Source organism: Rhodanobacter sp. BL-MT-08, assembly GCF_054161255.1.
Genome location: NZ_CP167872.1, coordinates 1028370 through 1055003, shown reverse-complemented (window position 1 = coordinate 1055003; position 26634 = coordinate 1028370). Strand labels below are relative to the sequence as shown.

Genomic DNA, 26634 nt, shown 5'->3' with positions numbered 1-26634 from the left:
CGACGCGACTTGGTTAGCATGGCGCATCCTTTCCCCGGCGCCAGCCATGCCGCAACTCACCGTTGTTGTTCCCGCGTACAACGAATCGGATGTGCTGACGACTTTTCACGGGCGTCTGAGCAAGGTACTGGATGGTCTTTCGCTGGAGTGCGACGTGCTTTACGTCGACGACGGCAGCAAGGACGACACCTGGTCCATCATCGAGCGACTGGTCGCGGATGATCCGCGCGCCGGCGCGATCAAGCTCTCGCGTAATTTCGGCAAGGAAGCGGCGATGACAGCCGGCCTCGACCACGTGACGGCCGACGCCGCCGTGGTAATCGACTCCGACCTGCAGGACCCGCCCGAACTCATCCCCGCCCTGGTGGAACAGTGGCGCGCCGGCTTTGACGTCGTCTACGCCACGCGCAGCGCGCGGGCCGGCGAGACCCGCTTCAAGCGCTTCACGGCGGCAGCGTTCTATCGCAGCATGAACAAGCTGTCCGATACCGCGATACCCCGCGATACCGGCGACTTCCGCCTGCTGTCGCGGCGCGCACTGGATGCATTGGCGCAGATGCGGGAGCGCCAGCGTTTCATGAAAGGCCTGTTCACCTGGATCGGCTACAGGCAGACCGCCGTACGGTATCTGCGCGATCCACGCCAGGCCGGCGTCACCAAGTGGAATTACTGGCGACTGGCGCAGCTGGCGATCGAGGGCATCACCTCGTTTTCCACAGCGCCGCTGCGGCTGGCCACGTGGGTTGGCGTCGCATCCGCGGGATTCGCCTTCGTCTACGGTTTCTTCGTGCTGATCCGGGCGCTGTTCTACGGCGATGTGGTGCGCGGCTACCCGACCCTGATCCTGGTCATCCTGTTTCTCGGGGGCGTGCAATTGCTGGCGCTTGGCGTGATCGGCGAATATTTGGGCCGAAACTATGCGGAGAGCAAGCGGCGGCCGCTGTATTTCATCGAGGAACAGCGACCGCCGCGTCAGTCGAGGTGACGCGTTGGCAGGCGCGATGATCGTCGGCCTGCAACCAGCCTCCCGGGTCACTATCACCCGTCGTGAGGCAGCAGTAGACTCAGCGGACTCGGCCCGTCCGGGCCTGTGGGAGACCCCGTCATGCACCAGGTCAGACATCTGCTGGAAAGCAAGGGCAGCACGATTTTCACGATTGCGCCGGAAGCCCCGGTGCTCGACGCGATCAGGCAAATGGCCGAGCACCGCGTGGGTGCGCTGCTGGTGATGCGCGGCGAGCAGCTGCTGGGCATCGTGTCGGAGCGCGACTACGCGCGCAATGTGATTCTGCAGGGGCGCTCATCGGCCGAAACGGCCGTGTCCGACATCATGCGCATCGAGCCACTGACGGTAGCCCCTGACACTGACGTGTTCGACTGCATGCGCCTGTGCACCGACAGCCGCGTTCGCCATCTGCCGGTGATCAGCGACAATGCCGTGGTTGGCTTGATTTCGATCGGCGATCTGGTGAAGGCGGTCATCGACGCGCAGGCCGAGCAGATCGAACATCTGCAGCGCTACATCACCAGCTGAGCATCAGCTCCGTTTACTGACCGGCCAGGCTTCGGCGATCAGCGCAGGTGCTTCGGGCGCCAGGTCAGCTGACCAACCAGCCCGACGCGCTACGGCGGTGGCGATCGCGGCCACGCCAGTGCCAACCATCGCCAGACCCGCGACGCCTAAGCCGAGCGCGTGCAAGCCGTTCACGCCACCGGTCACCAGCACATCGCCCAGGCGCCATACCGCCGTCTCGACGAAGTTCTTGCCCTTGTAGCGCGTTTCGCGCGGCACACGGGTGTACAGCGAGTCGACCGCCGGCTTGGTCATGCCGTAAGCGAAGCCGCGCGTGGTGACAATCATCACCACCAGCACGGAAACGCCGTAGCCGAAAAGCACGACGCTGCCGCCGCCGAGCCACGCGGCGCCGGCTAGCAGGGCCACGTTGACCAGCGACGCCAGCACCAGGCCCCAACCTGCGCCGCGCCGGATCATCAACCAGGGGGTCAGCGTCAGCTGCAGCGCCGCGCCGAGTATGTTGGTGTAGAGATCCAGATCGTTGTAAAACGACGTGCGCGCCACGTTGCCGACGAAGTGCACCTTGGCGTAATCGGCCACCAGCGCATAGGCCAGGGTGCCGATGCCGTCGCCGAACAGCATCAGCAGCGCCATGTAACGCAGAAACGGGCGCGTCCACAGCTCGCGCACGCCGGCCCAGAGCGAACCTCCCACCGCCTCGTCGCCGTGACTGCCGGGCTGGCGATCGTGCTCGGCGGAAATCATCAGCAGGATGACCAGAGCCAGCCCCAGTGCAACAGCCGAGACCACCAGCAGCAACGCCACGCCGATCAACACCACCAGAAATTTGGTGATCAGCGGACCGAAGATCGCACCGGCCATACCTCCCAGCGCGATCAGCGAAAAAACCCGGCGCGCGCGCCGGCTGGAAAAGATGTCGGCCATGAAGCTCCAGAACAGCGACACCACAAACAGATTGAATACGCTCACCCACACGAAAAACGCGACGCCGAGCTGACGCGCACCGATGAGGTCCTGTGCCATGAATGCCGGCACGAAGGCGAGCAGCGAGAGGATGAAAAAGCTGTAGCTCCAACCCAGTAGCTGGCGGCGCGGATAACGGGCGACAAGCAGGCCGAACGCCGGCGTGAGCAGCAGCATCACGGCGAAGACCGCACCGTAGAAAAGCGGCAGCGGCGTCGAGCCCACCGCGCCACTGAGCTGGTCGCGCACGGGTCGCACGATGTAATACGACGTCATCACGAAAAAGAACGCCAGCGCCGAAAGCATCGGCGCGGCGGCTTGATCCTCGCCGGATGGCCCCGCCGTAGCGTCACGAGATGAGTTCACGGGCTTGTCCAGGGCATTCGCGAAAAGACTAGCACGCGCGAGCGGCGCCGCGGCGCCTCAGCGGCTCGACTCACGGCCGCAAATGCACCCATCCGTTGTGGACCGCCATGAAGTGCACGACAATCAAAAAGACAGGGCGTGGTTCTCCGCGCCAACGCTCGTCAATTCATCCATTCGCGGCTGGATCGTTCGCCGCATGAAGCCAAAAATTATGTGTGCAAGAAAGTGTTTTCTGCTGATCGCCGGCGTATGCACCTTGGCGAGTGCGACATTTGCCCAGACGCCCCCTGCGGCAGCGCGAAAAGTCCCTGAGGCCGCGGTTGAACAGATCCTGCCAGCAGCGCGCGTCAAGCAGACGCTGGCCGACTATCAACGCTGGCTCGATCAGCTGGCGGATCGTCATGCCGTGGCTGGGCTGGCAACCGCCGTGGTGATCGACAACAAGGTTGTGCTGGAACGCACCGTAGGCTATGCCGACGCGTCGACCCAGAAACCCGTCACGCCTGATACCGTGTTCCGCTTGGCCTCGCTGTCCAAGGCCTTTGCGACCGCACTTGCCGGCCTGCTCGTCCAGGACGGCAAGCTGAACTGGGATACCAAGCTGGTCGATGTGCTGCCCTACTTCAAACTGAAGGACGCGCAGGCTGGCGCGCAGGCCACGCTGAGCGACATTCTCGGCCAGCGCCTCGGTCTGCCGCGCAACACCTACGACAGCATGCTCGAAGGCGAAGTGCCCTATGAAGAGCTGGTGCGCAAGCTCGATGAGGTGGACATGGCCTGCGGCGTCGGCCAGTGCTATGGCTATCAGAACGTGGCCTTCGGCATGATCGGCGACATTGTGCTGGCACGCACGGGCGACTTCTTCTATCGCCTCGTCGACAAGCGGATCTTCTATCCGCTGGGCATGACCACGGCGAGCTACGGTCTGGCCGCGCTGGAATCCAGCCAGAGCTGGGCACGCCCGCACCGCCCCTCGGCAAACGGCTGGATTCCCTTCGAGCCCACGGAAACCTACTATAGAATTGCACCGGCAGCCGGGGTCAATGCCAGCCTGCGCGACATGGAAAAGTGGCTGAGCGCGCAGATGGGCGGACGTCCGGACGTCCTTCCACAACCATTGCTCGACGTGCTGCACACCCCGGGCGTGGCCACACCGACCGAGTTGCGCGCCACGCCCTGGCGCCGCGCGCGCCTGAAGTCGGCTTACTACGCGCTGGGCTGGCGTGTTTACAACTACGGCGGCGAAACGCTGATATATCATGCTGGCGCCGTCGCCGGCTATCGCACCATGATCGGATTCTTCCCGAAGTATCACGCCGGCGTGGTGACCCTGTGGAATTCGACCGGACCGGTTCCCAGCGGACTGATGCCGATGGTGTTTGATGATTTGCTGGGGCTGCCCCATGTCGATTGGGCTGGCGTCGAGGAAAATGCGCCATCCCCAAGACAGCTCCACAATCGAAACCGCAAACTCCAAACGTCACGCTAGCATCATTGAAAACATCCCGTCGACGCAACAAGACAACGCGTTCAATACGCGTTGTCTTGTTGCGCTAGCGTTTTTTAGGGATTGAACTCAATTCTCAATTGCCTTGTAGTGGGGATCGCCTCGCCGTCCTTCATCGCCGGAGTAAACCGATAACGATTTACTGCATCAACGGCTGCACTGTCGAAGACGTGCCGCGGCTGCGAGCTCGTCACATGCACGTCGCTTGTTCGGCCATTTGCACCAATCGTAAATGCCACCACAACCCAGCCGGTCTGGTGAGAGCGGAGCGCTGCCGATGGATAGCTGGGCTCGGCAGACTTCACCAATACTGCTTCCGAAGTTGCGCCACCGCTTGGGGCTGCCGCAACACTTTCAGTCGCACTTGCCGCCTGACGTCTTGGAGCAGCAGGTGCGCCCGGCTCTGACTGCACTGCACGCGCCTGACGCGACTTCAGCTGCGCTGCCGCCTCCGCAGCTGCCTGAACTTTTTGCTGCTCAGCCAACTTATCCGCCTCGGCTTTTTCCGCAGCGGCCCTCTGCGCCGCCAGCTGCTGCGCCTTCTGCTGATCGATGACTTGCTGCTGTTGCTTGTCCAGCAGCTTGCGCTGAGCGTCGAGCTTCGATCGCAGGATGGTCAACGTGAAGTTGGCCGGATCAGCCTTGGCCAGCAGATCGATCTGACGCTGGGATTCGTTGAAGTCGCGTGCGTTGATGACCTGCTCCGCCGATGTCGCCGCATAGGGGAAAGTTTCGCGCAGTGCATCGGCCGCCACCTGGTTGCCCGGCTGCTTGGCCAAAACGCGAAGATAGAATTCGAACGCGTTATTTCCCGCCGGTGCGAGATAACGCTGTTCGTTGATGGCCCGACGCGCTTCTTCGAGCAGCTGATTGACGTCCATCGACGCCACGTTCGCCGGCGGTACTGGCGCCGCTCCGGGCGACGCCGCCGGCGGTGCGGCCGGATGACCTCCCGCGTCTTCCGCCATCATCTCCTGATGCGGCTTGATGATCAAAAACCATGCGCCGATGACCAGCACGGCGAGCACAACGATGATGGCAACAACCAGGGGCTTGGCAGCCCCGCGCGCACGACGACGCATATCGAGTAGGTATCGGGTATCCATGGTCTCTCGCTGAGTATCGAATAGATACCCGCGCTTTTTACCCCTGTAGGAGCGACCAGTCCCCTGACGAGTCGCGGCGCGGATGTGTGAAAGGTAACCCCAATGACGCAGCACGGCAAATGTCGGGCGCATCAAGCACTCGGATAAGGCGGCCGCCGCAAATCACGCAAGAAGATTCGCCGCATGCCGATACGTCGCAAAGCCCGCCAGCCTCACAAGTTCCCTCGAAACCCGAACCGCGATCGAAAGTCGCCGCCGGATATTTCAGACCCCGGAAACGAAGCGTCCCGGCAAGCCGGGACGAATCTTTTCGAAGTGCTTTCCCCGCGCTGGGCACCGCGGGGAAAGAAGTATCGATGACCTAGTTTTATGGGTGTACGTAGAGCCTTGCTTACTTCTTGGAGGTCTTGGTGGCTTTGACCACCTTGGCCGGTGCAGCTTTCTTCACGGCTTTCTTGGCGGCCGGCTTCTTGGCGGCAACCTTTTTCGCTGCCGGCTTCTTGGCAGCAGCCTTCTTCACGGCTTTCTTGGCGGCCGTCTTCTTGGCGGCAACCTTTTTCACGGCCGCTTTCTTGACTGCAGTCTTCTTGACGGCGACTTTCTTTACGGTGGATTTTTTGGCGGCTTTTTTGGCGGCCGGTTTCTTTGCGGTGGTTTTTTTGGCAGTGGCCATAGTTCGTCTCAGCTCCTCATCAGTTGGCAGTGGTTGCCCAGTAAAAGCGTGCAGGAACGCCTCGACCAACAGGTCGCTGTTGGTGGCGTGCCGAAGGTTGTTCACTTGACGGTGTGTACGCAAATCGGAAAGCCGCCGCAAAACATGCAGCGGAATCGAGACGGTGATCTTGCGTACCGCGTTTGCCTTTTCACCGTGCTCGACGTACGGCTTAATGAATTTTGCTGTTGCCATAACGCACATTCCCCGTGATCTGTTGCGAAAGCTATCCCTGAAGATTTCAGCTGTCAATTGATTTTAGCCATGAAATCAATTCACTTCACCCCCTTTATAAGTCCCTCAAACCGCATCACACCAACGGTTTCGGAGCTATAGACTAATATTGTTATGGACGTCCATACGTCCAAATATATTTTTCATATAAATACATAAGAACGACGAAATCCCTTGTTTCAAGGGGTTTTAATGCAACAGCTTCAATCCGATATAAAAGCCAAGGCATTTCAAGACGTTGAAAAGAGCGCCGAATTCTGCCCGCACGGAAGGCGTCACGGACATGAACGGGACGCCACTGGCAGGACAAAAATATTTTTTCTCGGCCCGGAAATTTTTCAATTCCAACGACCGACGAACCGCTCGAAGAAGATGCGCAGAGGTCGACCGATCTTCCGCGGCACGCCTCTTCGACGAAAAATTTTGGTGCCGCGGGCGGAAGTCACTGCCTTCGTGAAGCGAGATCGAGCGACGAAATCGACTGACCATTCGTCGCATGCATGAGCGCGAAGATTTTCCACTCGACGCCGTCTTACCATCCGTCGACTTGAGTTCCGTGGCAGGTGTTCGATAGCGCCGTTATTCGTGCTCGACAAAGCAGGCCTTCAAAAGATCAACGGCCGCAAAAGCGGCCGTTGATCTTTTGAATTGGCGGATACGATTCAGTGGTCTTCGTTTTCGACCAGCTCTTCGTATTCGTTGGCGTCGAGCAGCTCGTCGAGCTCGGCACGATCGCTGGGGCGGACCAGGAAGATCCAGCCGTCGCCGTAGGCATCTTCGTTGATGGTCTCCGGTTTGTCGCTGAGGATCTCGTTGACCTCGACCACTTCACCGGAGATCGGCGAATAGATGTCCGATGCCGCCTTCACCGACTCGACCACGGCAGCACCCGTGCCTGCCTTGATGTCGGCACCGACTTCCGGCAGCTCGACGTACACCAGATCGCCAAGCTGGCTCTGGGCGTGGTCGGAGATACCCACACGAACCAAGCCGTCGTCTTCGACGCGGGCCCACTCGTGGGACTTGAGAAATTTCAGATCGCCGGGAATCTCGCTCATGATCGGGTCCAGTGGTTGGTTAGCAGGAGGGGGATGGGTGGATTCTAGCCGCATACGGCGCAGCAAAAAACGTCCGGCGACTGAACCACCCAAGCGCGGATTTCAGATGCCTTCGCAAGGCTTGCCGTCGCGCACGAACGGATATTTCACCAGTCGCACCGGCACCTCGCGGCCGCGGATATCCACGCGGATATCGCCCGGATCACCGGCGGGAATACGCGCGAACGCCACCGCCTTGTTGAGCGTTGGGGCAAAGCTTCCAGAAAGAATCTCGCCCTCGCCCTGGGCCGTGAGTACCTTCTGGCCGTGCCGAAGCACGCCCTTGTCGTCGAGTACCAGGCCGACCATCACGCGAGGCACGCCAGCGGCCTTCTGCGCCTCGAGCGCGGCGCGGCCGATAAAGTCGCGCCCTTCATCCAGCGCCACCGTCCAGGCCAGGTTGGCCTCCCATGGCAGGACTTCCTCATCCATATCCTGACCGTAGAGGTTCATCCCCGCTTCCAGTCGCAGCGTATCGCGCGCGCCCAGTCCGGCGGGAGCGACGCCAGCCTTGACCAGCGCCTCCCACAGCGCCACGGCATGCTCTTGCGGCACGATGATTTCGAAGCCGTCTTCGCCGGTGTAGCCAGTGCGGGCCACAAAGAGCGGCATACCGTGGGGGCCCTGCGCGGCGGCAGCGGAAAACTTGCCCAGCTTCTCGATGCGCGGACGATCCGCCTCGTGCAACAAGCCAACCACCTTGGCACGCGCGTTCGGACCCTGCACCGCAATCATTGCGAAATCGGGGCGCTCTTTTACTTCCACCGCGAAGGCGGCGGCCTGCCTCTCGATCCATGCCAGATCCTTGGCGCGGGTGGCCGCGTTCACCACCAGACGGAAGTGCGACTCGTCGAAGAAGTACACGATCAGGTCGTCGATTACGCCACCGCGCTCGTTGAGCATGCAGGAGTACAGCGCCTTGCCGGTGACCTTGAGCTTGTCGACGCTGTTGGCCAGCAGATGGCGCAGAAACTCGCGCGCGCGCGCGCCGTGAAGGTCGATTACGGTCATATGCGACACGTCGAACATACCCGCGTCGCGGCGCACCGCATGATGTTCCTCGATCTGCGAGCCGTAGTTGATCGGCATGTCCCAGCCGCCGAAGTCGACCATGCGGGCGCCCAGCGCGCGATGGGTGGCATTGAGTACGGTCTTGTCGGTCATGACGGCAGCCTGCGGGAAAGTTTGCCATTATCGCCGCCGGGTCCGGGCAATCCAAGCGACGAACGTAAGCGATATTCGCGAGCGACACGTTTCGCCGCGTTCAGGCTTGTGTTGGATCGATCCAGCGAAAGGTGAGGTTGATTCGCCCACCGATCGCTGCGCGCGTCTTGGGAATCTCGTGGCGATAGAGCTGCTGCGTGTCGCCAGCCATGCGCAGCAGGCTGCCGTGCGTCAGCGGCAGGCTCCGAATGTCGCCCCGCTGGGCACGAACGCCGCGCGGCAACCGTCGCCGCAGACGAAAGGCTCGCGTGGCGCCCAGGCTCAGCGAGGCGATCACCGGGCGCGGACCGAGCTCCGGCTCGTCGTCGCTGTGCCAACCCATCGAGTCGCTGCCATCGCGATAGAAATTGGCCAGCACGCTATTGAAGGATCCCTTGCCGTCTCTCTCGAGACGAACTCGCAAGCTGGCCAGCGATGCCAGCCACGACCGCGGTTCGAAGCGCGTTCGCGAATACGTGTAGCCGGTGCCTGCGTCGCCGATCCAGCAGCTCAGCCGTGGCGAGGCGACCTCACGGCCGAACAGTTTGATGTAGTGCGTTTCCCAGGCCACGGTTTCCAGCAGATCGGCATACAGCGCATCCGCCTCGTGCGGCGCCAGCCACGCGGGATACAGCGTGACGTCGGCGCCGGCCAGATCGATGCGCTGCGCGGTGGGGTTCAAAACGCTCGACGCCATGCACTCCCCCAGTGTCCCGATCCGTCATGAGGGAAGCCTGCTGCCTCGGAGATCTTGCCCGCCATAAAACCCCGTTCAACTATTCGGTCGGCTTGTCCGCGTCATCGTAGGACGGGGTGATTCTGGCAAACAGCTGCTCGGTCAACTGACGGGCCAGACTCTCGGCGTGCTGCCCGGATGAAAGCAGATGCACGTCCGGCGCTTCGGGCCGCTCATAGGGCGCGTCGATGCCGGTGAAGTTGCGGATCAGCCCCGCACGCGCTTTCTGGTACAGGCCTTTGGCATCGCGGCGTTCGCACTCTTCCAGCGGCGTGTCGACGAACACCTCCATGAATTCGTCCTCGGCGAACAGCTCGCGCGCCGAACGCCGCTCGCTGCGATACGGCGAAATCACGCTCACCAGCACGATCAGCCCGGCGTCCACCATCAGGTGCGCCACCTCGGCGATGCGGCGGATGTTCTCGACGCGATCCTCGGGCGTGAACCCCAGATCCTTGTTGATGCCGTGGCGCACGTTGTCGCCGTCAAGCAAATAGGTGTGATAGCCCAGCGCGTGCAGCCGCCTTTCCACCAGATTGGCAATCGTCGACTTGCCGGCACCGGAAAGCCCGGTGAACCACAGGCACAGCGGACGCTGGCCTTTGCTGTTGCCGCGCACGACCTTGTCGATGTCGACATGCTGCCACTGCACGTTGGACGAGCGGCCCAGCGCATAGTCGAGCATGCCGCAGGCCACCGTGGCGTTGCTCTGGCGGTCGATCAGGATGAAGCCGCCGAGGGTGGGATTGGTCGCGAACGCCTCGAAGGCAATATCGCCATCCAGCCCCATCGTGCAGTAGCCGACCTCGTTGAGTTCGAGCAGGCGCGCGGCCAGCTTGGCTTGCGTGTTGACGTCCACCTTGTACTTGATCGACATGACGCGGGCATTCACCTCGCGCGATCCGATCTTCAGCAGATAGGTGCGGTTGGGCAGCATCACCGCATCGCCCAGCCACAGCACGTGGCAGTTGAACTGATCGGCCACCGGCGCGGGGCGCAGCGCCGTCGCAATGACGTCGCCACGGCTGGCATCGACCTCGCGATCCAGACACAGCGTGACCGCCTGCCCGCGCGAAGCGCTTGGCAGATCACCACTCGCCGTGACGATGCGTTCGATTCGCGCTGTTTGTGTGCCGGGCTGAACGATGATCTCGTCGCCGCACGCCACGCTGCCGCCGCAGATCGTGCCGGCATAGCCACGGAAGGATTGATCGGGCCGGTTCACCCACTGCACCGGCATGCGGAAGTCAGCGATCTGCGCGGCCAGCACGTCGATCGATTCCAGCAATTCCAGCAGGCAGGGGCCGTCGTACCAGGGCATGCGCGCGGAGCGACTGCCCACGTTTTCTCCGGTTGGCGCGGCCACCGGCAGACACTGCACGCGGTCGATGCCGAGCGACCGCGCCAGTTCGCGATACTGCACCGCGATGGCGTCGTACACCGACTGATCGAAATCGACCAGGTCCATCTTGTTGATGGCCAGCACCACCTGCCGGATGCCGAGCAGCCCACATATATACGTGTGTCGCCGCGTCTGCGTCAGCAGGCCTTTGCGCGCATCCACCAGCACCACGGCGAGCTCCGCGTGCGAGGCGCCGGTGGCCATGTTGCGCGTGTACTGCTCGTGTCCGGGGCAGTCGGCCACGATGAAGCTGCGTCGCGCGGTGTGAAAGTAGCGGTAGGCCACATCGATCGTGATGCCCTGCTGGCGTTCGGCGTCGAGGCCGTCGGTGAGCAGGGAAAAATCCAGCGCGTCGTCGAGCTCGGCGTGCAGCTTGCGGCTGTCCCGCGTGAGGGCAGCGAGCTGGTCGTCAGGCACCATGCCGGCGTCGTACAGCAGGCGGCCGAGCAACGTGCTTTTGCCATCGTCGACACTGCCGCAGGTGATGAAGCGGAGCAAACCTTTCGAGTCAGCCATCAGAAATAGCCCTCCTGCTTCTTGCGCTCCATCGATGCCGAAGGGTCCTGGTCGATCACCCGCCCCTGCCGTTCGGAGCTGCGCGAGCGCGCCATCTCGTCGATGATTTCCGCCAGCGTCGATGCGGAGGACTCCACTGCGCCGGTCAGCGGATAGCAGCCCAGCGTGCGGAACCGCACCTCGCGCAGCTGTACCGACTCGCCCTCATGCAGAACAAAGCGTTCGTCGTCGACCATGATCAGGGCACCGTCGCGCTCCACGACAGGCCGCGGCTTGGCGAAATACAGCGGCACAACCGGAATGTTCTCGCGCTGGATGTACAGCCAGACGTCCATCTCGGTCCAGTTGGACATCGGAAAAACCCGCACGCTCTCGCCCTTGCGGATGTGCGTGTTGTAGGTATGCCAGAACTCGGGGCGCTGGTTTTTCGGATCCCAGCGGTGCTGCGCATTGCGGAAGGAAAAAATGCGCTCCTTGGCGCGCGACTTTTCCTCGTCGCGACGGGCGCCACCGATGGCTGCGTCAAAGCCATGTTTGTTCAGCGCCTGCTTCAGCGCCACCGTCTTCATCACGTCGGTGTGCACGGTCGCACCGTGCGTTTGCGGCGAGATGCCCTGGCGCACGCCATCCTGGTTGATGTGCACCAGCACTTCGACGTCGCCGGCCGCGGCGACCTCATTGCGGAAGGCAATCATCTCGCGGAACTTCCAGGTGGTGTCGACATGCAGCAGCGGCATCGGCGGGCGCGCCGGAAAAAACGCCTTGCGCAGCAGGTGCAGCAGCACCGAGGAGTCCTTGCCGATGGAATAAAGCATCACCGGATGCCGGAAACTCGCCGCCACCTCGCGGAAGATGTGGATGCTCTCGGCCTCGAGATCATCGAGATGCGACTGCGGCAGCTTAAAATCTGTAGTCATGACCTTGTTCGAATCGATGCGCAGTGGCGGGGATGGCCGGTCGATACGGGCGAGTGAATCGAGAGCCTCTCATGGTACGCGATGATCAGGGAATCACCGGATACGCCGGCTCGGCGTCGAGGGTCGCGGCGCACACCGCGGCCAGTTCCAGCAGGCGCAGGTCCGAGCCCCGCGCCCCGACCAACTGGAGGCCGATCGGCATACCGTCGGGCAAAGTGCCCATCGGCAGACTGATGGCCGGGCAGCCGGCCAGACTGGCGAAACTGGCCAGATCCGCCTGCGAATGCGGTATCGGGCCATCGAGTGGGAAAGCCCCCTGTGAGGTGGTGGGGAGAATCAGCACGTCGACCTGAGCGAACAGCCGGCGCATCTTTAGCGTAGCGGCATCGAGCACGCGATCGGCGACGGCATAGTCGGCGGCACTCTTGCGTGCGGCGTAGCCGAGCATGTCGCGGAAGCGCGGCGATACGGGATGCTCCGTGTCGGCCAGATCGGCTGCGAACGTGCCGAGCATCTCGGCCTCCATCAACAGCAGGCCAGCGCGACGCGTGCGCGCGAAATCCCAGTCGTCGAAATCCACCGTGCGCCGATCGCCCAGCGCGTGCGGCAGCTTGGCCATGGCCGCTTCGAATACCTCGATAACCTCCGGCTGCACGCCGACCGCAGCCAAATCGGGCACAAAGCCCGCGCGAAGATTGCCCGGCTCCCAGTCCGGCAGCGCGAATGCCACGCGGCGCCGGCGCGAGCGCGCGTCGTCGGCGTCGTATCCGGCCAGCACCTGCAGCAGCACGGTGAGGTCATCGACGCCGCGTGCCAGCAGACCCACGGCATCGAGCCGGCGCGCGGCCGGCACCAGGCCGCGCGCCGATATTTCGCCGTGCGTGGGCTTGAGCGCGTAGACGCCGCAATAGCTGGCCGGAATGCGGATCGAGCCAAGGCTGTCCGAGCCGATCGCGGCCACGGCCAGACCCGCTGCCACGGCAGCCGCCGCGCCGCCGGACGAACCTCCGACGGTATACCCATGACGATGGGGATTGTGCGTGGCACCGAAATGCGGGTTGTCGGTCACGGTACCCAGCGCGCCTTCGTCCATATTCGTTCGACCCACCAGCACCGCACCCGACGCGCGCAGGCGCTGCACCACGTGCGCATCGTGCTCGACCGGCTCACGACGCCCGGGCAGGCCGGCGCGCGTTGGCCAGCCGGCCACGTCGAAGTTGTCCTTCAGCGCGATCGGGATACCGTCGAGCCGACCGATCGCACCGTCACGGCGGCGGCGATCGGCCATGTGCGCCTGGTCCTGCATCAGGCTGGGGCGATGATCGACAAAAGCGTTGAGGCCCGGATTGATCCGTTCGATCGCCTCCAGATAAACCTCGGACAGCGCGCGCGCCTGCACGCGCCCGCTCGCCAGCCAGTGCAGCAGCTGGCACAGCGTGGCGCGGCGCAGGTCGAGATCGGCAATCGGCGACGTCGAATTCATGGGCTCTCCTTGACTATGTCGGCCGATTATCGCGTGGTGCGGTTAACAGAACGCAAGCCGGGCGAGCATTGCACGTTATATGGCATGCGTTGCCGCGCCGCACACGAACCCGGACAATACCGCCTGATAATCGGTTCGCAACCGACCCACGCACAACTTTAGTAGACACGGAGCCAGCCATGAGCGAGCGCGAAACGATGGAATACGACGTGATCGTCGTCGGCGCCGGGCCGGCCGGGCTGTCGTTCGCGATCCGACTGAAACAGCTAAAACCCGAGACCACCGTCTGCGTGATCGAGAAGGCCTCGACCATCGGCGCACAGATTCTCTCCGGCGCGGTGATCGAGCCGCAACCGCTGGATGCGCTGCTGCCCGGCTGGCGCGACAACCCGCCGCCGATCTGCGTGCCGGCCGGCGAGGACGAATTCTGGCTGCTCAGCAAGGACGGTGGGCGCAAGCTGCCGGTGCCGCCGGGCCTGCGCAACCACGGCAACTTCATCGTGTCGCTGGGCGCCATGTGCGCCTGGCTGGCACCGCAGGCCGAGGCGCTGGGCGTCGACGTGTTTCCCGGCTTTGCCGCCGCCGACACCATCTTCAATGAAGACGGCTCGGTCGCCGGCGTAAGCATCGGCGACATGGGCGTGGCGAAGGACGGCTCGCACAAGGCCGGCTACGCGCAGGGCATCGACATCAAGGCCAGGGTCACCGTGCTCGCCGAAGGCGCGCGCGGCAGCCTCACAAAACAGCTGATCAAACGCTTCAAGCTCGACGACGGCAAGGACCCGCAGGGTTATTCGATCGGCATCAAGGAGCTGTGGCAGCTGCCCGCCGGTCGCGGCACGCCCGGCAAGATCGTGCACAGCTTCGGCTGGCCCGCCGACAACCGCACCTACGGCGGCAGCTTCATCTATCACCTGGACGGCGACCGCGTGGCGCTGGGTTACGTCAGCGGTCTTGATTACAGCGACCCCGACTACAAACCGTGGGAGGCGTTCCAGCAGTGGAAAAACCACCCTTCGCTGAAGCCGCTGCTCGAGGGCGGCGAAATTCTTTCCGCCGGCGCGCGCGCCATCGTCACCGGCGGCTACCAGTCGCTGCCCAATGTGGAGATGCCTGGCGCGCTGCTGATCGGCGACACCGCCGGCCTGCTCAACGTGCCGAAGGTCAAAGGCACGCACCAGGCGATCAAGAGCGGCATGCTCGCCGCCGAGCATCTGGCCGCGAATGACTTCAAGCCCGCCGGCTTCGACGCGAAGCTGCGCGCCTCCGACGTGGTGGCCGAACTGAAGAAGGTCCGAAACATCAAGCCGGCGTTCAAGAAGGGCCTGTGGTTCGGCCTGATGAACGCCGCGTGGGAAACCGCGCTCGGCGGCGCGTCACCGTGGACGCTGAAGAACAAGGCCGACTGGTCGTCGCTGCACAAGCTCGGCGCGCAGGAAGAACCCAAGCGCGACTACGTGCAGCGCACGCTGCCGCCGCGCGATCGTCTGGCCGGCGTGTACTTTGCGGCGACCGAGCACGACGAGGATCAGCCAGTCCACCTGCACGTGTCCGACACGTCGATCTGCGTCACGACATGCGCGGAGGAATACGGCAACCCCTGCACGCGCTTCTGCCCGGCCAGCGTTTACGAAATCGTCGACGATGCGGCCGGCAAGCGCCTGCAGATCAACGCCGCCAACTGCGTGCACTGCAAGACCTGCGACATCAAGGACCCGTACCAGATCATCAACTGGGTGACGCCGGAGGGCGGCTCGGGGCCGAATTACCAGAACATGTAACTGCCTTGCCGTCGCGCCATCGCGGCGGCAAGGTTTCGGATGTATCAGCGCAAGAGGTCGGCCGGGCAAGCGCCCTGCCGGCCCATCAATCCGTCCCACAGTCCGCGCAGCATGAAACGCAGGTTGCGCCAGCGCGGGCCAATCAGCACGCCGAAAAGCAGCAGCTTCACCAGCACACGCGGCACGTCCTGCGCGATCCAGACGAAAGGCGTCTGCCGCATGCCGTACAGCCGCAGCCGGTTGCGCATCATGTAGTACAGCCGCGACGGTCCGTGCACCACGATCTTGCCCAAGCCAAACGGCAGCGCTCGCCGCTCGTCGCCCAGGTGATGATGCATGGTCGCGGCACAGACGCCATACAAGGCGTAACCTCTGGCGCGAGCGCGGAAGCTCCACTCCATATCGACGTTGTCGATAAACAGCCCGGCATCCATTGCGCCAACCTGATCGATCACGTCCAGCGGAATCAGTGCGCCAGAGCTGATCAGGAAGTCGCAGGAGATGCACTGCGCATCGGTTTCGCACCACAGCTTCTGGCTGCGGGGAAAGCCCACACGCACGAACGGCGCATCGCGATCCTCGCGCCCGTCGTGAAAACGCGGGCCGACAGCACCCACCTTGTTTTCCGTTGAAAGCGCCTGGAGCGCCTTCAACAAAGCCGCCACCATACCCACACCCGGCTCACTGTCCTGATCCAGCAGCAGCACGTGGCGGTAGCCGTGCGTGCGCGCCCAGTCGATGCCCGCATTCTGCGCAACCGCCAGCCCGACATTGCACGGCTGCCGCAGCAGGGCGACATCCGGTCGGCTGTGCTCGATGGCTTGCTGCCAGACGCCATCGCTGGCGTTATCGACCACCACCACGGCGCCGACCTGCGGCGTCACCGCGTCGAGCAGCGCATTCAGGGCGACCGCATCGGGCTGATAGGTAACGATGACCGCGCATACCGTCGATGTATCGATCGCGGCGGTATCAGTCATGGCGCAACAAATCCCGCAGCATTGAACGCGCGCCGGTGCCAAAGCGTCGATAGTCGCCCGCGCGCGCTTCGCGCAGCACCGGTATCGCTCGACGGTAGCGTGGCAGACGGCCAATCGCCACGCGCCGCTCGAAGTGCGCGCGCTTGTGCGTAACCTGCGCCGCCCGCACCGCGCCATCGAAGAAACTCGCCTGCATCAGAAACATTTCGAGGCGCCTAAGCCGCATCGCTTCGTCAGCCAGAAACTTGCCGCGTGGAAGAATTAGATCCTGCCACTTCATGGCGAGCGTGCGCTTGCGAGCGCCGATCTGGTTGCCGCCGTGCTGGCGGTAGTCGATCAGTGGCGCGTCGACGAAATCTAATTTTCCCACCGCCGACACCACCGCCGCGATCCATTCATCGTGAATCCAGTCCGCCGCGATCGGCAGCGCCAGCGCGATCACCTCGCGGCGCATAGCGGCCGTCGCGCCGGTGACGAAACTGCGCCGCATCACAACCTCGAACGCGCGACCATCGTGGATGGCCTGCTTTTCCTGCGCCGTCATCTGCAGCGCCTCGAACATCGAGCAGTTCAGCGACCTGCCCTGCGCATCGACCAGCCGCGCATCGCTGTGCAGCAGCAGCAGGTCCGGATCCTGCGCGAATCGCGCCGCCATCACGGCCAGCTTGTCGGCGCGCCAGATATCGTCCTGATCGCAAAGAAACACCACGTCGCCACTGGCCTGACGCAGCGCCGATGAAAAATTTTCCACGAAGCCGACGTTGCTGGTGTGGCGCGACACGCGCACGTCGATGCCAAGACCGCCGGCGGTCACGGCGAATGCTTCAAGTATTGCTGGCGTGCCATCGGTCGACGCGTCGTCGCTGATCACCATCTCGTCGGGCAAGCGTGTCTGCGCCAGCAGGCTATCGAGCTGCGCCTGCAGATACGTCGCTCCGTTGTAGGTGCACATCACAATGGAAAGGCGCAGTGGCGGCATGGTTGCTCGTTGAGAAAAGCGCGAAAGTGAAGCGGGACCGTCCAGATACGCCGTCGTCCGATTGCTGCGTCCAAATGCCGCTTGAACGCCGGGATCGTTTTAAACGGCGATTTTCGTCTCCGCTTCACGCGGGGGTCGAGCATGATACCGAAGCAATAACTCGCAAACCCGCCGGATAGCCGCTTCAAAGACCTCAAGGCAGTCGGGCCGGCACGTCCGCTCGGGTTAGAATAGTGCACTGTCTCATCGCTACACGCGTCCCCGTGGACATTATTTAGAGGAATCGTTGATGAAAATTCTGGTCGGCTACAAGCGCGTGGTGGATTACAACGTGCGCATTCAGGTCAAACCCGACGGCAGCGGCGTGGTCACCGACGGCGTCAAGCTGTCGGCCAATCCGTTCGACGATATTGCGCTGGAAGAAGCGCTGCGCCTGCGCGAGAAAGGTGTCGCCGAGGAGGTCATCGTGGTCGGTATCGGCCCGGCCGATCTCACCGCCCATCTGCGTAATGGCCTGGCCATGGGCGCCAACCGCGCGATTCACGTGGTCACTTCCGACGCCGTACAGCCGCTCACGGCGGCGCGGGTGTTCCTCAAGCTGATCGAAAAGGAGCAGCCCGGGCTGTTTATCGTCGGCAAGCAGGCGATCGACGACGACGCCAATCAGACCGGCCAGATGCTCGCAGCGCTGTGGGATCGCCCGCAGGCCACCTTTGCCGGCAAGGTCGAAATTGCAGACAACAAAGCAACGGTGACGCGCGAGGTCGATGCTGGCCTGGAAACCATCGAAGTCGAGCTGCCGGCCGTGATCACCACCGATCTGCGCCTCAACGAGCCACGCTTCATCAAGCTGCCCGACATCATGAAGGCCAAGTCCAAGCCCATCGACAGCATCGAGTTCGCCTCGCTGGGCGTCGAGGCACATGACCATCTGAAAACCACCCACTACGCGCCGCCGGTCAAGCGCGGCAAGGGCGTGATGGTGAAAGATGCCGCCGAACTCGTCGCGGCGCTGAAGCAGAAAGGTTTGCTGTAACTCGCAACCTGATATCTGGCCGCCCGACATTTATATAGAAATCCCGGAGATTTCCCATGAGCAAGATTCTCGTCATTGCCGAACATCTGGACGGCAAACTCAATTCTTCCACCGCCCGCGCGGTGAGCGCCGCCGTCGCCGTCAAGGCCGAAGCCATCGATGTGCTGGTGCTCGGTGACAGCATCGACGCCGTCGCTGCCGAAGCCGCCAAGATCGAAGGCGTCAGCAAGGTACTGACCGTCGCCAGGCCTGAGAACGCGCATCCGCTCGCCGCCGTGCTGGCGCCGCAGATCGCCAAGGCCGCCGACGGCTACAGCCACGTGTTCGCACCGTCCACCACGTTCGGCAAGGACGTCGCCCCGCGCGTCGCCGCCCTGCTTGGCGTGGCCCAGGTCAGCGACGTCATGACTATCGAATCCAGCCACACGTTCAAGCGGCCGATCTACGCGGGCAACGCCATCATCACGGTCGAGGCCAATGCCGATCATGCCGTGGTCGCGACCATCCGCACGGCCTCGTGGCCGGCCGCCAACAGTGGCGCGAACAGTGCGCCGGTTGAAGCCCTTTCGCTTAACGTCACGCTGCCAACGCATACGCGCTTCATCGAACTGAAGCAGGGCAGCAGCGATCGTCCCGACCTGCAGAGCGCCGGCAAGGTCGTCTCCGGCGGCCGTGGCGTCGGCTCGAAAGAGAACTTCGACATCATCTACAAGTTTGCCGACAAGATCGGCGCCGCCGTGGGCGCCTCGCGCGCCGCCGTCGACGCCGGCTACGTGCCCAACGAGATGCAGGTCGGTCAGACCGGCAAGATCATCGCCCCCGAGCTGTACATGGCCATCGGCATCTCCGGCGCCATCCAGCATCTGACGGGCATCAAGGACGCTGGCACCATCGTGGCCATCAACAAGGACGGCGAAGCGCCGATCTTCGAGATCGCCGATATCGGTCTGGTCGGCGACCTCTTCAAGGTACTGCCGGAGCTGGAACAGGCTATCGGTTAAGTGAAAGCGAGCTGCCGCCAATAACCTGAAATGGGCGGCTTGACGATGCCACCCATTTTCCTAACGGCGCCCACTTGATGGAGCCATCCGAAGAAGGCATCCACCAATGTTCGCTCTGGGTGGTTTGGACAGTATTTCACTGAATCAGCATTTGCTCAGAGGCAGTCCTTGTCCCTGCACGTTGGCTGGCGCCTGCACTGAGAAGTTGCTGGCGCCCTGGAAAGGCAAAACCTGCCTGCTCTCATTGGGTAAACCCGAGGCTGCCTTCGGTCATTTCATCTGGCTGAGAGGCACAAAATATCTTTCAGTACGTCTCGTGCTTTTTCCGGCGAAAAATGACGCTTTACGTTATCGATCCCGCAGTCGGAAAGGCTTATCCAGAGGCCTTCATCATCGTAGGCCTCGACAATGGCGTCGGCAAAATCCTGGGCATCGTCGGCAATCATCGCATCACGTCTGTCGAGCAGATCCATCCCTTCCGCACCGATCGTCGTGGTGACGATAGGAACGCCGTAGCTCATCGCCATGTTTATCTTGCCCTTGACTCCTGCGCCATAACGTAACGGCGCCAATGCCAGTTTGATATTTGTAAAAATGGGCGCGAGATCAGCAACGTACCCATGAACCAGTACGTCCCCGCCAGCATAACCGGCGAGTGCAACATCGGCCGCGTAACCAACGATATGCAGCTTGACGCCGGGAATACGATCCCGAAGAAGCGGCATCACTGTCTCGACGAGCCAGCGCGCCGCGTCGACGTTCGGATCGTGTTCAAAATTTCCCAAAAAAAGCAGCCCGGATCGTCCTGAAAAAGCTGACTGGCGACCATGGACCTTATGGATGGTGGAAAGTACTTTTACGTTTACCGCAGGCACGAGCTGCTGGAGCAGGGCCTGTTCATATTCGCTCACGACCAGCGTCAGGTTGGCTTGCTGCATCAGGCCAAGCTCTTTCTGCCGCAGTTCATCGGCCCACACGGCCTCCTTGTTGCTGAGGTGCAGTGCGGCGCCTCTGGCGATCCGCAAAAAATGCAGATCGACGGTATCGAAAATAATCGATGCTTTGGAAGCGTAGCGACGTACCAACCGCATCGAACCAAGCGCAACCGGCAGTCGGGACATAAGCACGATGTCCAGTTCAGAGCCATGGTCGTACCACCAGCGCAATGCTTCGCCCCGCGATCGAGGTATGACGAGTTCTATACCATGCTCTTCGAGGGCCTTGGAATAATCATCCCGATACATTCCCTGCTGAGCCCAGAACTGCACGTGGCAACCCAGCTCACGCAGAAGAATGAGCATGTTAAGCATGCGCAGGGAACCGGAATCCCGATCCGCGTGAGGATAGTGCGCATCCACTATCAGCACGCGCCTGCCACCGCGATGGGTGGCAGAACATTCGGGGTGCTGGGAAAAATCGAGAGGGGACGGCTGCCCCGAGAGCGCCGATCGCCGCTTGGAAATGAATTTTTTGCGATTGATTGCCTGGAACTGTTTCGCCCCTCGAGCAACGTCTGTGCCGGCCGTCTGACCCTCGAAGTGAACAACGCAGGCGCGTGGCTGATAGATCACACGATAGCCTGCCGCACGCACCGAAAAAGCCAGATCGGTGTCTTCGTAATAGGCCGGCGCGTAATACGGGTCAAATCCGCCCAGCTCTTCGAATAGCGCCTTGGGTATGGCAACGCACGCACCCGAGCAGTAATCCACCTCGCGCACAAAATCGTATCGGGGATCCTGCGGATTACCGCCGCGGCCGTAATTGCAGGCGCTACCGTCGGCAAACACAATGCCACCGGCCTCTTGCAAACTTCCGTCTGGAAAAACCAATTTGGCGCCTACCATTCCACAGCGTGCCTCGCTGGTGAAACACCGAATCAGCGCATCAAGCCAATCGGCCGTCACCTCGGTATCGTTGTTGAGGAACACCAGATAGTAGCCGCGTGCGATAGCAGCCCCATCATTGCACGCAGCGACGAAGCCGCCGTTGGCAGGCATTCGATGCAGCCGGACATTCAGGCAGACGTTAAGCCACTCTGCGGAACCGTCCGTTGAACCGTCATCGACAACAATGACCTCGAACGTGCAATTTGCGCCTACGGATGCTAGCGAGCGCAGACATCGAACCGTCTGATCCAGATGGTTGTATACCGGTATTACGATGCTGACCAGGGGCGCTTTTTCATAGCGAAAGGATGGATATACCGCTTCTTTCTGTGGCCTTGACTCAGCCGCGGGTTCGAAATCTTTCAGCTTGGGAACGACAGGAACGGCCGGCGGCGCAAGAGCTCTCCGGCGATAAAGATCACGCGCCGAAGCTAAAGATAGTCGTAAAGAATCCAGCAAGTAGTCGACCATGCGCCGAGCCCGGGCGACTCGGCGTGGGTATCGGGCAAGCGGCTCAATCACACTCATGTTCCTGATAGTCGCATGCTTATCGCACTTCCAGCAGTGCCGTGTCACCGGCGATGCAAAGTGCATCGCGCAGTACGCTGACGATGCGCTGCGACGCTTTGCCATCACCGTAAGGTGAAGCGCCTATCGCCATGTCGCGATACGCCTGTGGGTCGTCAAGCAGGCGGGAGGCTTCGGACACGATCAACGCTTCGTCCGTACCGACAAGCCGGACCACACCTTCATCCACCGCCTCGGGGCGTTCCGTCTCCGAACGCATCACAAGAACCGGCTTGCCGAGCGCCGGAGCCTCCTCCTGCACGCCGCCAGAGTCCGTCAAAATCAGGAATGCCCGTTTCTGCGCTTCGACAAAAGGTGCGTAGTCGAGCGGCTCGCATAAGTGGATGCGCGGGTGCCCGTCGAGCAGTTCGCACACCACCGCCTTCACGTTGGGATTGGGATGCACAGGATAGACCACCTCAATATCAGGATATCGATCGATCAAGGTGCGGATGGCCCTGCATACGGCGCGCAACGGCTCGCCAAAATTTTCGCGGCGATGAGCGGTCACCAATACAAGTCGTTTGACGGGATCGAGTGGCAAGTCAAGTGTCCAATCCTTTGCTGCGACTTCAAGCAGGGCGTCAATCACCGTATTGCCCGTGACATGGATCGAGGAGTCCGCAATGCCCTCACGCAGCAAATTTCGACGCGATCTCTGCGTCGGTACAAAATGCCAACGCGCAAGATGACCGGCAATCAGCCGGTTCATTTCCTCCGGAAACGGGTTGTCCAGATCATGCGTTCGCAGGCCCGCCTCGACATGGCCGAAAGGGATATGTCGGTAGAATGCTGCCAACGCCGCGGTCATCACCGTCGTCGTATCTCCCTGTGCCAGCACAGCGTCTGGCGAAATGTCCGCAAACGCATCGTCCAGCGCCGTGACCAGTCTGGCTGTGAGCTGAGGCAGCGTCTGGTTGTCACGCATGATGTCGAGATCCATGTCCGGGCATATGCCGAACAGCGATAACACCTGATCAAGCAGACCCCGATGCTGGGCTGTGGCCAGTACCGTAACCCTGGCCCACGGCTCGTGTTTCAGCGCCTTGATCAAGGGCGCCATTTTTATGCCCTCAGGCCGTGTTCCGATGATGCAGAGCAAATGCTTTTTTTTGGTCATGGCGACTACGGTTCTGGCTCCAACCCGGTACTAACGCTGCATCAAGGCAAAGGGTACTTCTAAGCTACGGTAGAACCATGCTGCCGGATGAGCTCGCGCCGTCCAGCCGTGACAAAAAACCAGCAAGAGAACAGTCGGTCTATCCCGGTTCGATCGAATTGCGTGGCGCCGTGCATGCGCGATTCCTTAAAATGCCAACCATGGCGCCACTGGGCTGCCCCGACACCGACTGCCTTTACAGGCGCTCGATATTAACTGACTCAATCAGCGACCGGTGGAACTGCGCCCAGCGTGTTGGCGAGGCCAGTCCACCTTTTCGGCACACCTGAAGTATTCGACGGCGCTGCGAAGGGACTTTCGTCAGAACCATATAATGAGCGTCAGCGCAAGGCTCATTGCATCTGACCTATTTACCAGAGCGTGTTTGCTAACATCGTCACTTGATCTATCACTTTGCAGATGAGCAGGCCGGATCGACGGCTTTTTCGAACGCGGAACAATGTAAAGATGGCACGCACCGCCAGGGCGGCAGACACGCGATCTGCTATTTCACGACGATGGTCTGGACCCGCACCACACCCATGACAGCGCGACAATTCATGCAACTTACCTGGCGGCGTCTGCGCGACTATCCCTGCCTACCGGTCGCATTACTGTTTTTGCTCTGCAGCCTCAGAAGCATTGGCTTACCCGGTTTGTACATGGACGAGGTCAATCCCGACTACCTCGCTGCCCGCATACTAAATCCAGGCCTGCATAACCCGGTCTACGAACTTCCGACGCATTTCTTCAATATATTGGGGAACTACTACCATGGCGTACAGAATTATTATCTAGCCATCCCGGTTCTGGCCGTTCTCGGTTCATCGGTCACCAGCATCCGCCTGGCGCAGGCCTTATTCGGCCTGATCATCGTGACAGCCAGCACCACGATTGTGTCGCGGCTTACCCGGTCAGGCGCCTTGGCTCTGGCCTGCGGATTGGCAATTGCCACCGATATCGCATTCATCGGATCGTTCCGGGATCAGAATTACATTGTCTTGGGCGGTTTTGCCTGGCTGACCGTGGCACTGCTGATACTGCTGCCTGAAAAGGCAAGTGAAACGAGCGATGCCGGCATCAGTAGCCGCCGAGTCTTTTTCTCAGGGCTGTTCTGCGGACTCGCAGCCTATGGCTATTTCGTGCAGATTTTTTTCTATCCAGCGATGGTGGCTATAACGCTGAGACAGGCTGCCTCCCGCAAAAAAGCTATGGTTGTCTGGTGCCTTGGAGTCGCAGTAGGGCTGGCGCCTTACCTGCTGGGCTACCTGTCGATGTATCTGGCCGTGGGAGGTTTCCAGCAGCTGATGCAGAGCATCCACTCCGGTCTCAACACGCTGCAACCCCTCCAGGGAAGTGGCAGCCCTCTAAGAAACCTAGGCATCGTATTCGGATTTGCAAAGCTGGCTGTGACAAACCACGAAAATGAAATGATGACGCTCGGTGCCTCTCTGCATTCGGCATGGGGCAGTGCAAAGATCTATCTTCTTGTAGTCAGCGCCCTGGGGATGGTGGGAACGCTGGCCATGAGCGTGTACCGGCGCCGCAAGGATAATGTGGACCTGATGATGGTCTTGCTGCCGCTCTCCTATCTCGCCGTGGCGAGCGTCTTCGGCGGCCGCTTGGGAGCGCACCACTTTGCGCTGCTGACACCATTGATGTACATCCTGTTGGCGCTCCTGCTGGGCCGCATAGTCAATGCACTACGTCCAGCGGAAGGCTACCGACTGCGCAAAATACTGATCCTTGCTTTCACCCTGCTCGCTGTGGGCGGCAATTTTCTTCAGCAGCAGCACTACTTCAACGAGCTGGAGCGCACGGGCGGCGTAGGGAGATCATCCAACGCGCTGACCATCCTGGCCGAGCAGGCGCTAAGCACAGGCCAGCACGCCGTTTATGCATTTCCAGAATGGGGGTTTTTCATGTCCTTCGCTCTGCTGACGGAAAACCGCGTTCCCTATCTTCTGGATATCAGCCCAGCATCGATTGCGTCAGCTCATGCCGCCAACGCAAACCGGCCGGAAATACGCCTGGTTTATTGGAACGAAAAAGATCGGAATACCTACACCGCGGCGCTTGCGGCAGCCGGAGTTCACACGGTCAGCGAAACCGATTTCATGCAGCGCGATGGCAAGGAAGCCTTTCACATGCTGACTGGCCATTTCGGTGAAGCAACTGCTGCGAAGCCAGCGCATCAAGAGTAGAACGCCAAGCCACGGCTCCACGGCAACCGCTGATTTTGAAAAGGATGGATCGATGCCAAGGCCAGATATTGCCGTACTGATTCCCTGCTACAACGAAGGAGCAACCGTTGCGGGTGTCGTTGAGTCGTTCAAGCGCGCGCTGCCTCATGCACGCGTCTATGTTTACGACAACAACTCCAGCGATGCCACGAAGACGAACGCTCTGGCGGCAGGCGCGATCGTTCGAAGTGAATCGCAGCAGGGCAAGGGCGCCGTGGTGCGCCGGATGTTCCGTGATATTGAAGCCGACTTTTACGTGATCGTCGATGGCGACCAGACGTACGACGCCTCCATTTCGACTCAGATGCTTGATATGGCGATCAACGACCGGCTCGATCTCGTCAACTGCGTGCGCCGGGCGACGGCAACCGAGGCTTACAGGGCCGGCCACCGGCTCGGCAATCGTATGTTGACGGGCGCGGTACGAATGATTTTTGGTGATCGGGTGCAGGATATGTTGTCGGGGTACAAGGTCTTTTCAAGACGATATGTGAAGTCATTCCCGGCATCTTCAATCGGCTTCGGTATAGAAACCGAACTGACCGTTCACGCCCTGGAGATGCAGATGCCGGTAGGACATCTGTCGGGCTATTACGGCGGCCGCCCTGAGGGCTCCGTCAGCAAGCTCAGCACGTATAAAGACGGTATACGCATCTTGCTTCTGATCGTGCAGCTGTTCAAACACGAAAGGCCAATGACATTCTTCGGAGCAATTGCTGCAGCGCTGGCGGTTGTTTCACTAGCGCTGGGATTTCCCTTGCTGGAAGAATACATACGGACCGGCCTCGTGCCACGCTTCCCCACCGCTATCCTGGCTACCGGCATCATGCTGCTCAGCTCCCTCAGCTTTGTCACCGGGCTCATTCTCGATACGGTGACACGCGGGCGTCGGGAGATTAAAGCGCTGGCTTACCTTTCTTACCCATTTTTCGAGAGCGATCACTGACAGCTGCGGGGGCATTTGCTGCCCCGGCACGGATTGACGATGCTGGCTATCACCGAAGCCCCTCGTTTTTTGGAGTTACCTGATACGAGAAGTGTTTCACATTGCGCCAGCGGCGAGCCGCTGTTTTCCCTGGCGCTACCGTATGCACCACGCTCTTCTGCGGTAAAGATTCCCGATCCAAACCTCTGCCTGCAAACATCCAGCCCAGTCATTGCATTGCGGTTCAGCAGCCCCATTCAGACGGTTGGGCTATACGCAGAGGCTATCCGCAGTCACG

21 protein-coding genes are annotated in these 26634 nt (G+C 61.4%); 8 read left to right on the top strand and 13 right to left on the bottom strand.

Features of this window, described 5'->3' with window-relative positions:
* Window positions 1–46: 46 nt before the first annotated feature.
* Both ACDK93_RS04395 and ACDK93_RS04390 read left to right on the top strand, forming a co-directional pair.
* Window positions 47–985: a glycosyltransferase family 2 protein gene (locus ACDK93_RS04395; protein ID WP_458071373.1), complete on the top strand. Its 939-nt coding sequence runs from the start codon at window positions 47–49 to the stop codon at window positions 983–985.
* Between the two features lie 120 nt (window positions 986–1105).
* On the top strand, window positions 1106–1534 hold the full coding sequence (locus ACDK93_RS04390) for a CBS domain-containing protein (RefSeq protein WP_458071371.1): 429 nt from the start codon (window positions 1106–1108) through the stop codon (window positions 1532–1534).
* Between the two features lie 3 nt (window positions 1535–1537).
* Here ACDK93_RS04390 and ACDK93_RS04385 read toward each other — a convergent pair whose 3' ends face one another.
* Window positions 1538–2806, bottom strand: coding sequence for an NTP/NDP exchange transporter (locus tag ACDK93_RS04385; protein WP_458072339.1), 1269 nt, complete (start codon window positions 2804–2806; stop codon window positions 1538–1540).
* A 271-nt stretch (window positions 2807–3077) separates the two neighbouring features.
* Here ACDK93_RS04385 and ACDK93_RS04380 point away from each other — a divergent pair, with 271 nt between their 5' ends.
* Complete coding sequence (locus tag ACDK93_RS04380; protein WP_458072338.1) at window positions 3078–4355, top strand: serine hydrolase domain-containing protein; 1278 nt, start codon at window positions 3078–3080, stop codon at window positions 4353–4355.
* A 74-nt stretch (window positions 4356–4429) separates the two neighbouring features.
* Here ACDK93_RS04380 and ACDK93_RS04375 read toward each other — a convergent pair whose 3' ends face one another.
* The 8 genes from ACDK93_RS04375 to ACDK93_RS04340 form a co-directional block, all read right to left on the bottom strand.
* Window positions 4430–5479, bottom strand: coding sequence for an energy transducer TonB (locus tag ACDK93_RS04375; protein WP_458071370.1), 1050 nt, complete (start codon window positions 5477–5479; stop codon window positions 4430–4432).
* Between the two features lie 391 nt (window positions 5480–5870).
* Window positions 5871–6386 carry a met regulon transcriptional regulator MetJ gene (metJ, locus tag ACDK93_RS04370; protein WP_458071369.1) on the bottom strand — a complete coding sequence of 172 codons (516 nt, stop codon included), beginning with the start codon at window positions 6384–6386 and terminating at the stop codon, window positions 5871–5873.
* 701 nt (window positions 6387–7087) lie between these two features.
* Window positions 7088–7483: a glycine cleavage system protein GcvH gene (gene gcvH / locus ACDK93_RS04365; RefSeq protein ID WP_179482440.1), complete on the bottom strand. Its 396-nt coding sequence runs from the start codon at window positions 7481–7483 to the stop codon at window positions 7088–7090.
* Window positions 7484–7585: 102 nt separating this feature from the next.
* Entirely contained in the window at window positions 7586–8686 is a 1101-nt protein-coding gene (gcvT, locus tag ACDK93_RS04360) for a glycine cleavage system aminomethyltransferase GcvT (RefSeq protein WP_458071368.1), read from the bottom strand.
* 100 nt (window positions 8687–8786) lie between these two features.
* Window positions 8787–9422, bottom strand: a complete 636-nt coding sequence (locus ACDK93_RS04355) for an alpha-ketoglutarate-dependent dioxygenase AlkB family protein (RefSeq protein ID WP_458071367.1) — start codon at window positions 9420–9422, stop codon at window positions 8787–8789.
* Window positions 9423–9501: 79 nt separating this feature from the next.
* Window positions 9502–11379, bottom strand: a complete 1878-nt coding sequence (cysC, locus tag ACDK93_RS04350; protein WP_458071366.1) for an adenylyl-sulfate kinase — start codon at window positions 11377–11379, stop codon at window positions 9502–9504.
* A complete protein-coding gene (gene cysD, locus ACDK93_RS04345) occupies window positions 11379–12296 on the bottom strand; it encodes a sulfate adenylyltransferase subunit CysD (protein WP_458071365.1) in 918 nt (305 codons plus the stop codon). Before cysD ends, cysC begins: the two co-directional genes overlap by 1 nt.
* Before the next feature lie 85 nt (window positions 12297–12381).
* Entirely contained in the window at window positions 12382–13779 is a 1398-nt protein-coding gene (locus tag ACDK93_RS04340; RefSeq protein ID WP_458071364.1) for an amidase, read from the bottom strand.
* 179 nt (window positions 13780–13958) lie between these two features.
* Here ACDK93_RS04340 and ACDK93_RS04335 point away from each other — a divergent pair, with 179 nt between their 5' ends.
* Entirely contained in the window at window positions 13959–15560 is a 1602-nt protein-coding gene (locus ACDK93_RS04335; protein WP_458071363.1) for a 4Fe-4S dicluster domain-containing protein, read from the top strand.
* Between the two features lie 44 nt (window positions 15561–15604).
* On the opposite strand, the gene ACDK93_RS04330 is transcribed toward ACDK93_RS04335, so the two are convergent.
* Together ACDK93_RS04330 and ACDK93_RS04325 are read right to left on the bottom strand one after the other, a co-directional pair.
* Complete coding sequence (locus tag ACDK93_RS04330) at window positions 15605–16540, bottom strand: glycosyltransferase family 2 protein (protein WP_458071362.1); 936 nt, start codon at window positions 16538–16540, stop codon at window positions 15605–15607.
* On the bottom strand, window positions 16533–17519 hold the full coding sequence (locus tag ACDK93_RS04325; protein WP_458071361.1) for a glycosyltransferase family 2 protein: 987 nt from the start codon (window positions 17517–17519) through the stop codon (window positions 16533–16535). Before ACDK93_RS04325 ends, ACDK93_RS04330 begins: the two co-directional genes overlap by 8 nt.
* Before the next feature lie 289 nt (window positions 17520–17808).
* Between ACDK93_RS04325 and ACDK93_RS04320 the strand changes: the two genes are divergently transcribed.
* The gene (locus ACDK93_RS04320; protein ID WP_458071360.1) at window positions 17809–18555 is read left to right on the top strand and encodes an electron transfer flavoprotein subunit beta/FixA family protein; all 747 of its coding nucleotides are present in this window, start codon (window positions 17809–17811) and stop codon (window positions 18553–18555) included.
* A gap of 56 nt (window positions 18556–18611) precedes the next feature.
* A complete protein-coding gene (locus ACDK93_RS04315) occupies window positions 18612–19556 on the top strand; it encodes an electron transfer flavoprotein subunit alpha/FixB family protein (RefSeq protein WP_458071359.1) in 945 nt (314 codons plus the stop codon).
* A 275-nt stretch (window positions 19557–19831) separates the two neighbouring features.
* Here ACDK93_RS04315 and ACDK93_RS04310 read toward each other — a convergent pair whose 3' ends face one another.
* Both ACDK93_RS04310 and wecB read right to left on the bottom strand, forming a co-directional pair.
* Complete coding sequence (locus ACDK93_RS04310; RefSeq protein ID WP_458071358.1) at window positions 19832–21913, bottom strand: glycosyltransferase; 2082 nt, start codon at window positions 21911–21913, stop codon at window positions 19832–19834.
* A 76-nt stretch (window positions 21914–21989) separates the two neighbouring features.
* A complete protein-coding gene (gene wecB / locus ACDK93_RS04305; protein WP_458071357.1) occupies window positions 21990–23129 on the bottom strand; it encodes a non-hydrolyzing UDP-N-acetylglucosamine 2-epimerase in 1140 nt (379 codons plus the stop codon).
* A 440-nt stretch (window positions 23130–23569) separates the two neighbouring features.
* Here wecB and ACDK93_RS04300 point away from each other — a divergent pair, with 440 nt between their 5' ends.
* Both ACDK93_RS04300 and ACDK93_RS04295 read left to right on the top strand, forming a co-directional pair.
* Window positions 23570–25372 (top strand): hypothetical protein, encoded by a 1803-nt coding sequence (locus ACDK93_RS04300; protein WP_458071356.1) that lies wholly within the window; start codon window positions 23570–23572, stop codon window positions 25370–25372.
* A 52-nt stretch (window positions 25373–25424) separates the two neighbouring features.
* The gene (locus ACDK93_RS04295; RefSeq protein WP_458072337.1) at window positions 25425–26357 is read left to right on the top strand and encodes a glycosyltransferase family 2 protein; all 933 of its coding nucleotides are present in this window, start codon (window positions 25425–25427) and stop codon (window positions 26355–26357) included.
* Window positions 26358–26634: the final 277 nt, after the last annotated feature.

What these genes read in the sequence shown, in the direction of transcription:
- ACDK93_RS04395 (WP_458071373.1), top strand. Translation starts at nt 47, where the DNA reads ATGCCGCAACTCACCGTTGTTGTTCCCGCGTACAACGAATCGGATGTG.
- ACDK93_RS04390 (WP_458071371.1), top strand. Translation starts at nt 1,106, where the DNA reads ATGCACCAGGTCAGACATCTGCTGGAAAGCAAGGGCAGCACGATTTTC.
- ACDK93_RS04385 (WP_458072339.1), bottom strand. Translation starts at nt 2,806, where the DNA reads ATGCTTTCGGCGCTGGCGTTCTTTTTCGTGATGACGTCGTATTACATC.
- ACDK93_RS04380 (WP_458072338.1), top strand. Translation starts at nt 3,078, where the DNA reads ATGTGTGCAAGAAAGTGTTTTCTGCTGATCGCCGGCGTATGCACCTTG.
- ACDK93_RS04375 (WP_458071370.1), bottom strand. Translation starts at nt 5,479, where the DNA reads ATGGATACCCGATACCTACTCGATATGCGTCGTCGTGCGCGCGGGGCT.
- metJ (WP_458071369.1), bottom strand. Translation starts at nt 6,386, where the DNA reads ATGGCAACAGCAAAATTCATTAAGCCGTACGTCGAGCACGGTGAAAAG.
- gcvH (WP_179482440.1), bottom strand. Translation starts at nt 7,483, where the DNA reads ATGAGCGAGATTCCCGGCGATCTGAAATTTCTCAAGTCCCACGAGTGG.
- gcvT (WP_458071368.1), bottom strand. Translation starts at nt 8,686, where the DNA reads ATGACCGACAAGACCGTACTCAATGCCACCCATCGCGCGCTGGGCGCC.
- ACDK93_RS04355 (WP_458071367.1), bottom strand. Translation starts at nt 9,422, where the DNA reads ATGGCGTCGAGCGTTTTGAACCCCACCGCGCAGCGCATCGATCTGGCC.
- cysC (WP_458071366.1), bottom strand. Translation starts at nt 11,379, where the DNA reads ATGGCTGACTCGAAAGGTTTGCTCCGCTTCATCACCTGCGGCAGTGTC.
- cysD (WP_458071365.1), bottom strand. Translation starts at nt 12,296, where the DNA reads ATGACTACAGATTTTAAGCTGCCGCAGTCGCATCTCGATGATCTCGAG.
- ACDK93_RS04340 (WP_458071364.1), bottom strand. Translation starts at nt 13,779, where the DNA reads ATGAATTCGACGTCGCCGATTGCCGATCTCGACCTGCGCCGCGCCACG.
- ACDK93_RS04335 (WP_458071363.1), top strand. Translation starts at nt 13,959, where the DNA reads ATGAGCGAGCGCGAAACGATGGAATACGACGTGATCGTCGTCGGCGCC.
- ACDK93_RS04330 (WP_458071362.1), bottom strand. Translation starts at nt 16,540, where the DNA reads ATGACTGATACCGCCGCGATCGATACATCGACGGTATGCGCGGTCATC.
- ACDK93_RS04325 (WP_458071361.1), bottom strand. Translation starts at nt 17,519, where the DNA reads ATGCCGCCACTGCGCCTTTCCATTGTGATGTGCACCTACAACGGAGCG.
- ACDK93_RS04320 (WP_458071360.1), top strand. Translation starts at nt 17,809, where the DNA reads ATGAAAATTCTGGTCGGCTACAAGCGCGTGGTGGATTACAACGTGCGC.
- ACDK93_RS04315 (WP_458071359.1), top strand. Translation starts at nt 18,612, where the DNA reads ATGAGCAAGATTCTCGTCATTGCCGAACATCTGGACGGCAAACTCAAT.
- ACDK93_RS04310 (WP_458071358.1), bottom strand. Translation starts at nt 21,913, where the DNA reads ATGGTCGACTACTTGCTGGATTCTTTACGACTATCTTTAGCTTCGGCG.
- wecB (WP_458071357.1), bottom strand. Translation starts at nt 23,129, where the DNA reads ATGACCAAAAAAAAGCATTTGCTCTGCATCATCGGAACACGGCCTGAG.
- ACDK93_RS04295 (WP_458072337.1), top strand. Translation starts at nt 25,425, where the DNA reads ATGCCAAGGCCAGATATTGCCGTACTGATTCCCTGCTACAACGAAGGA.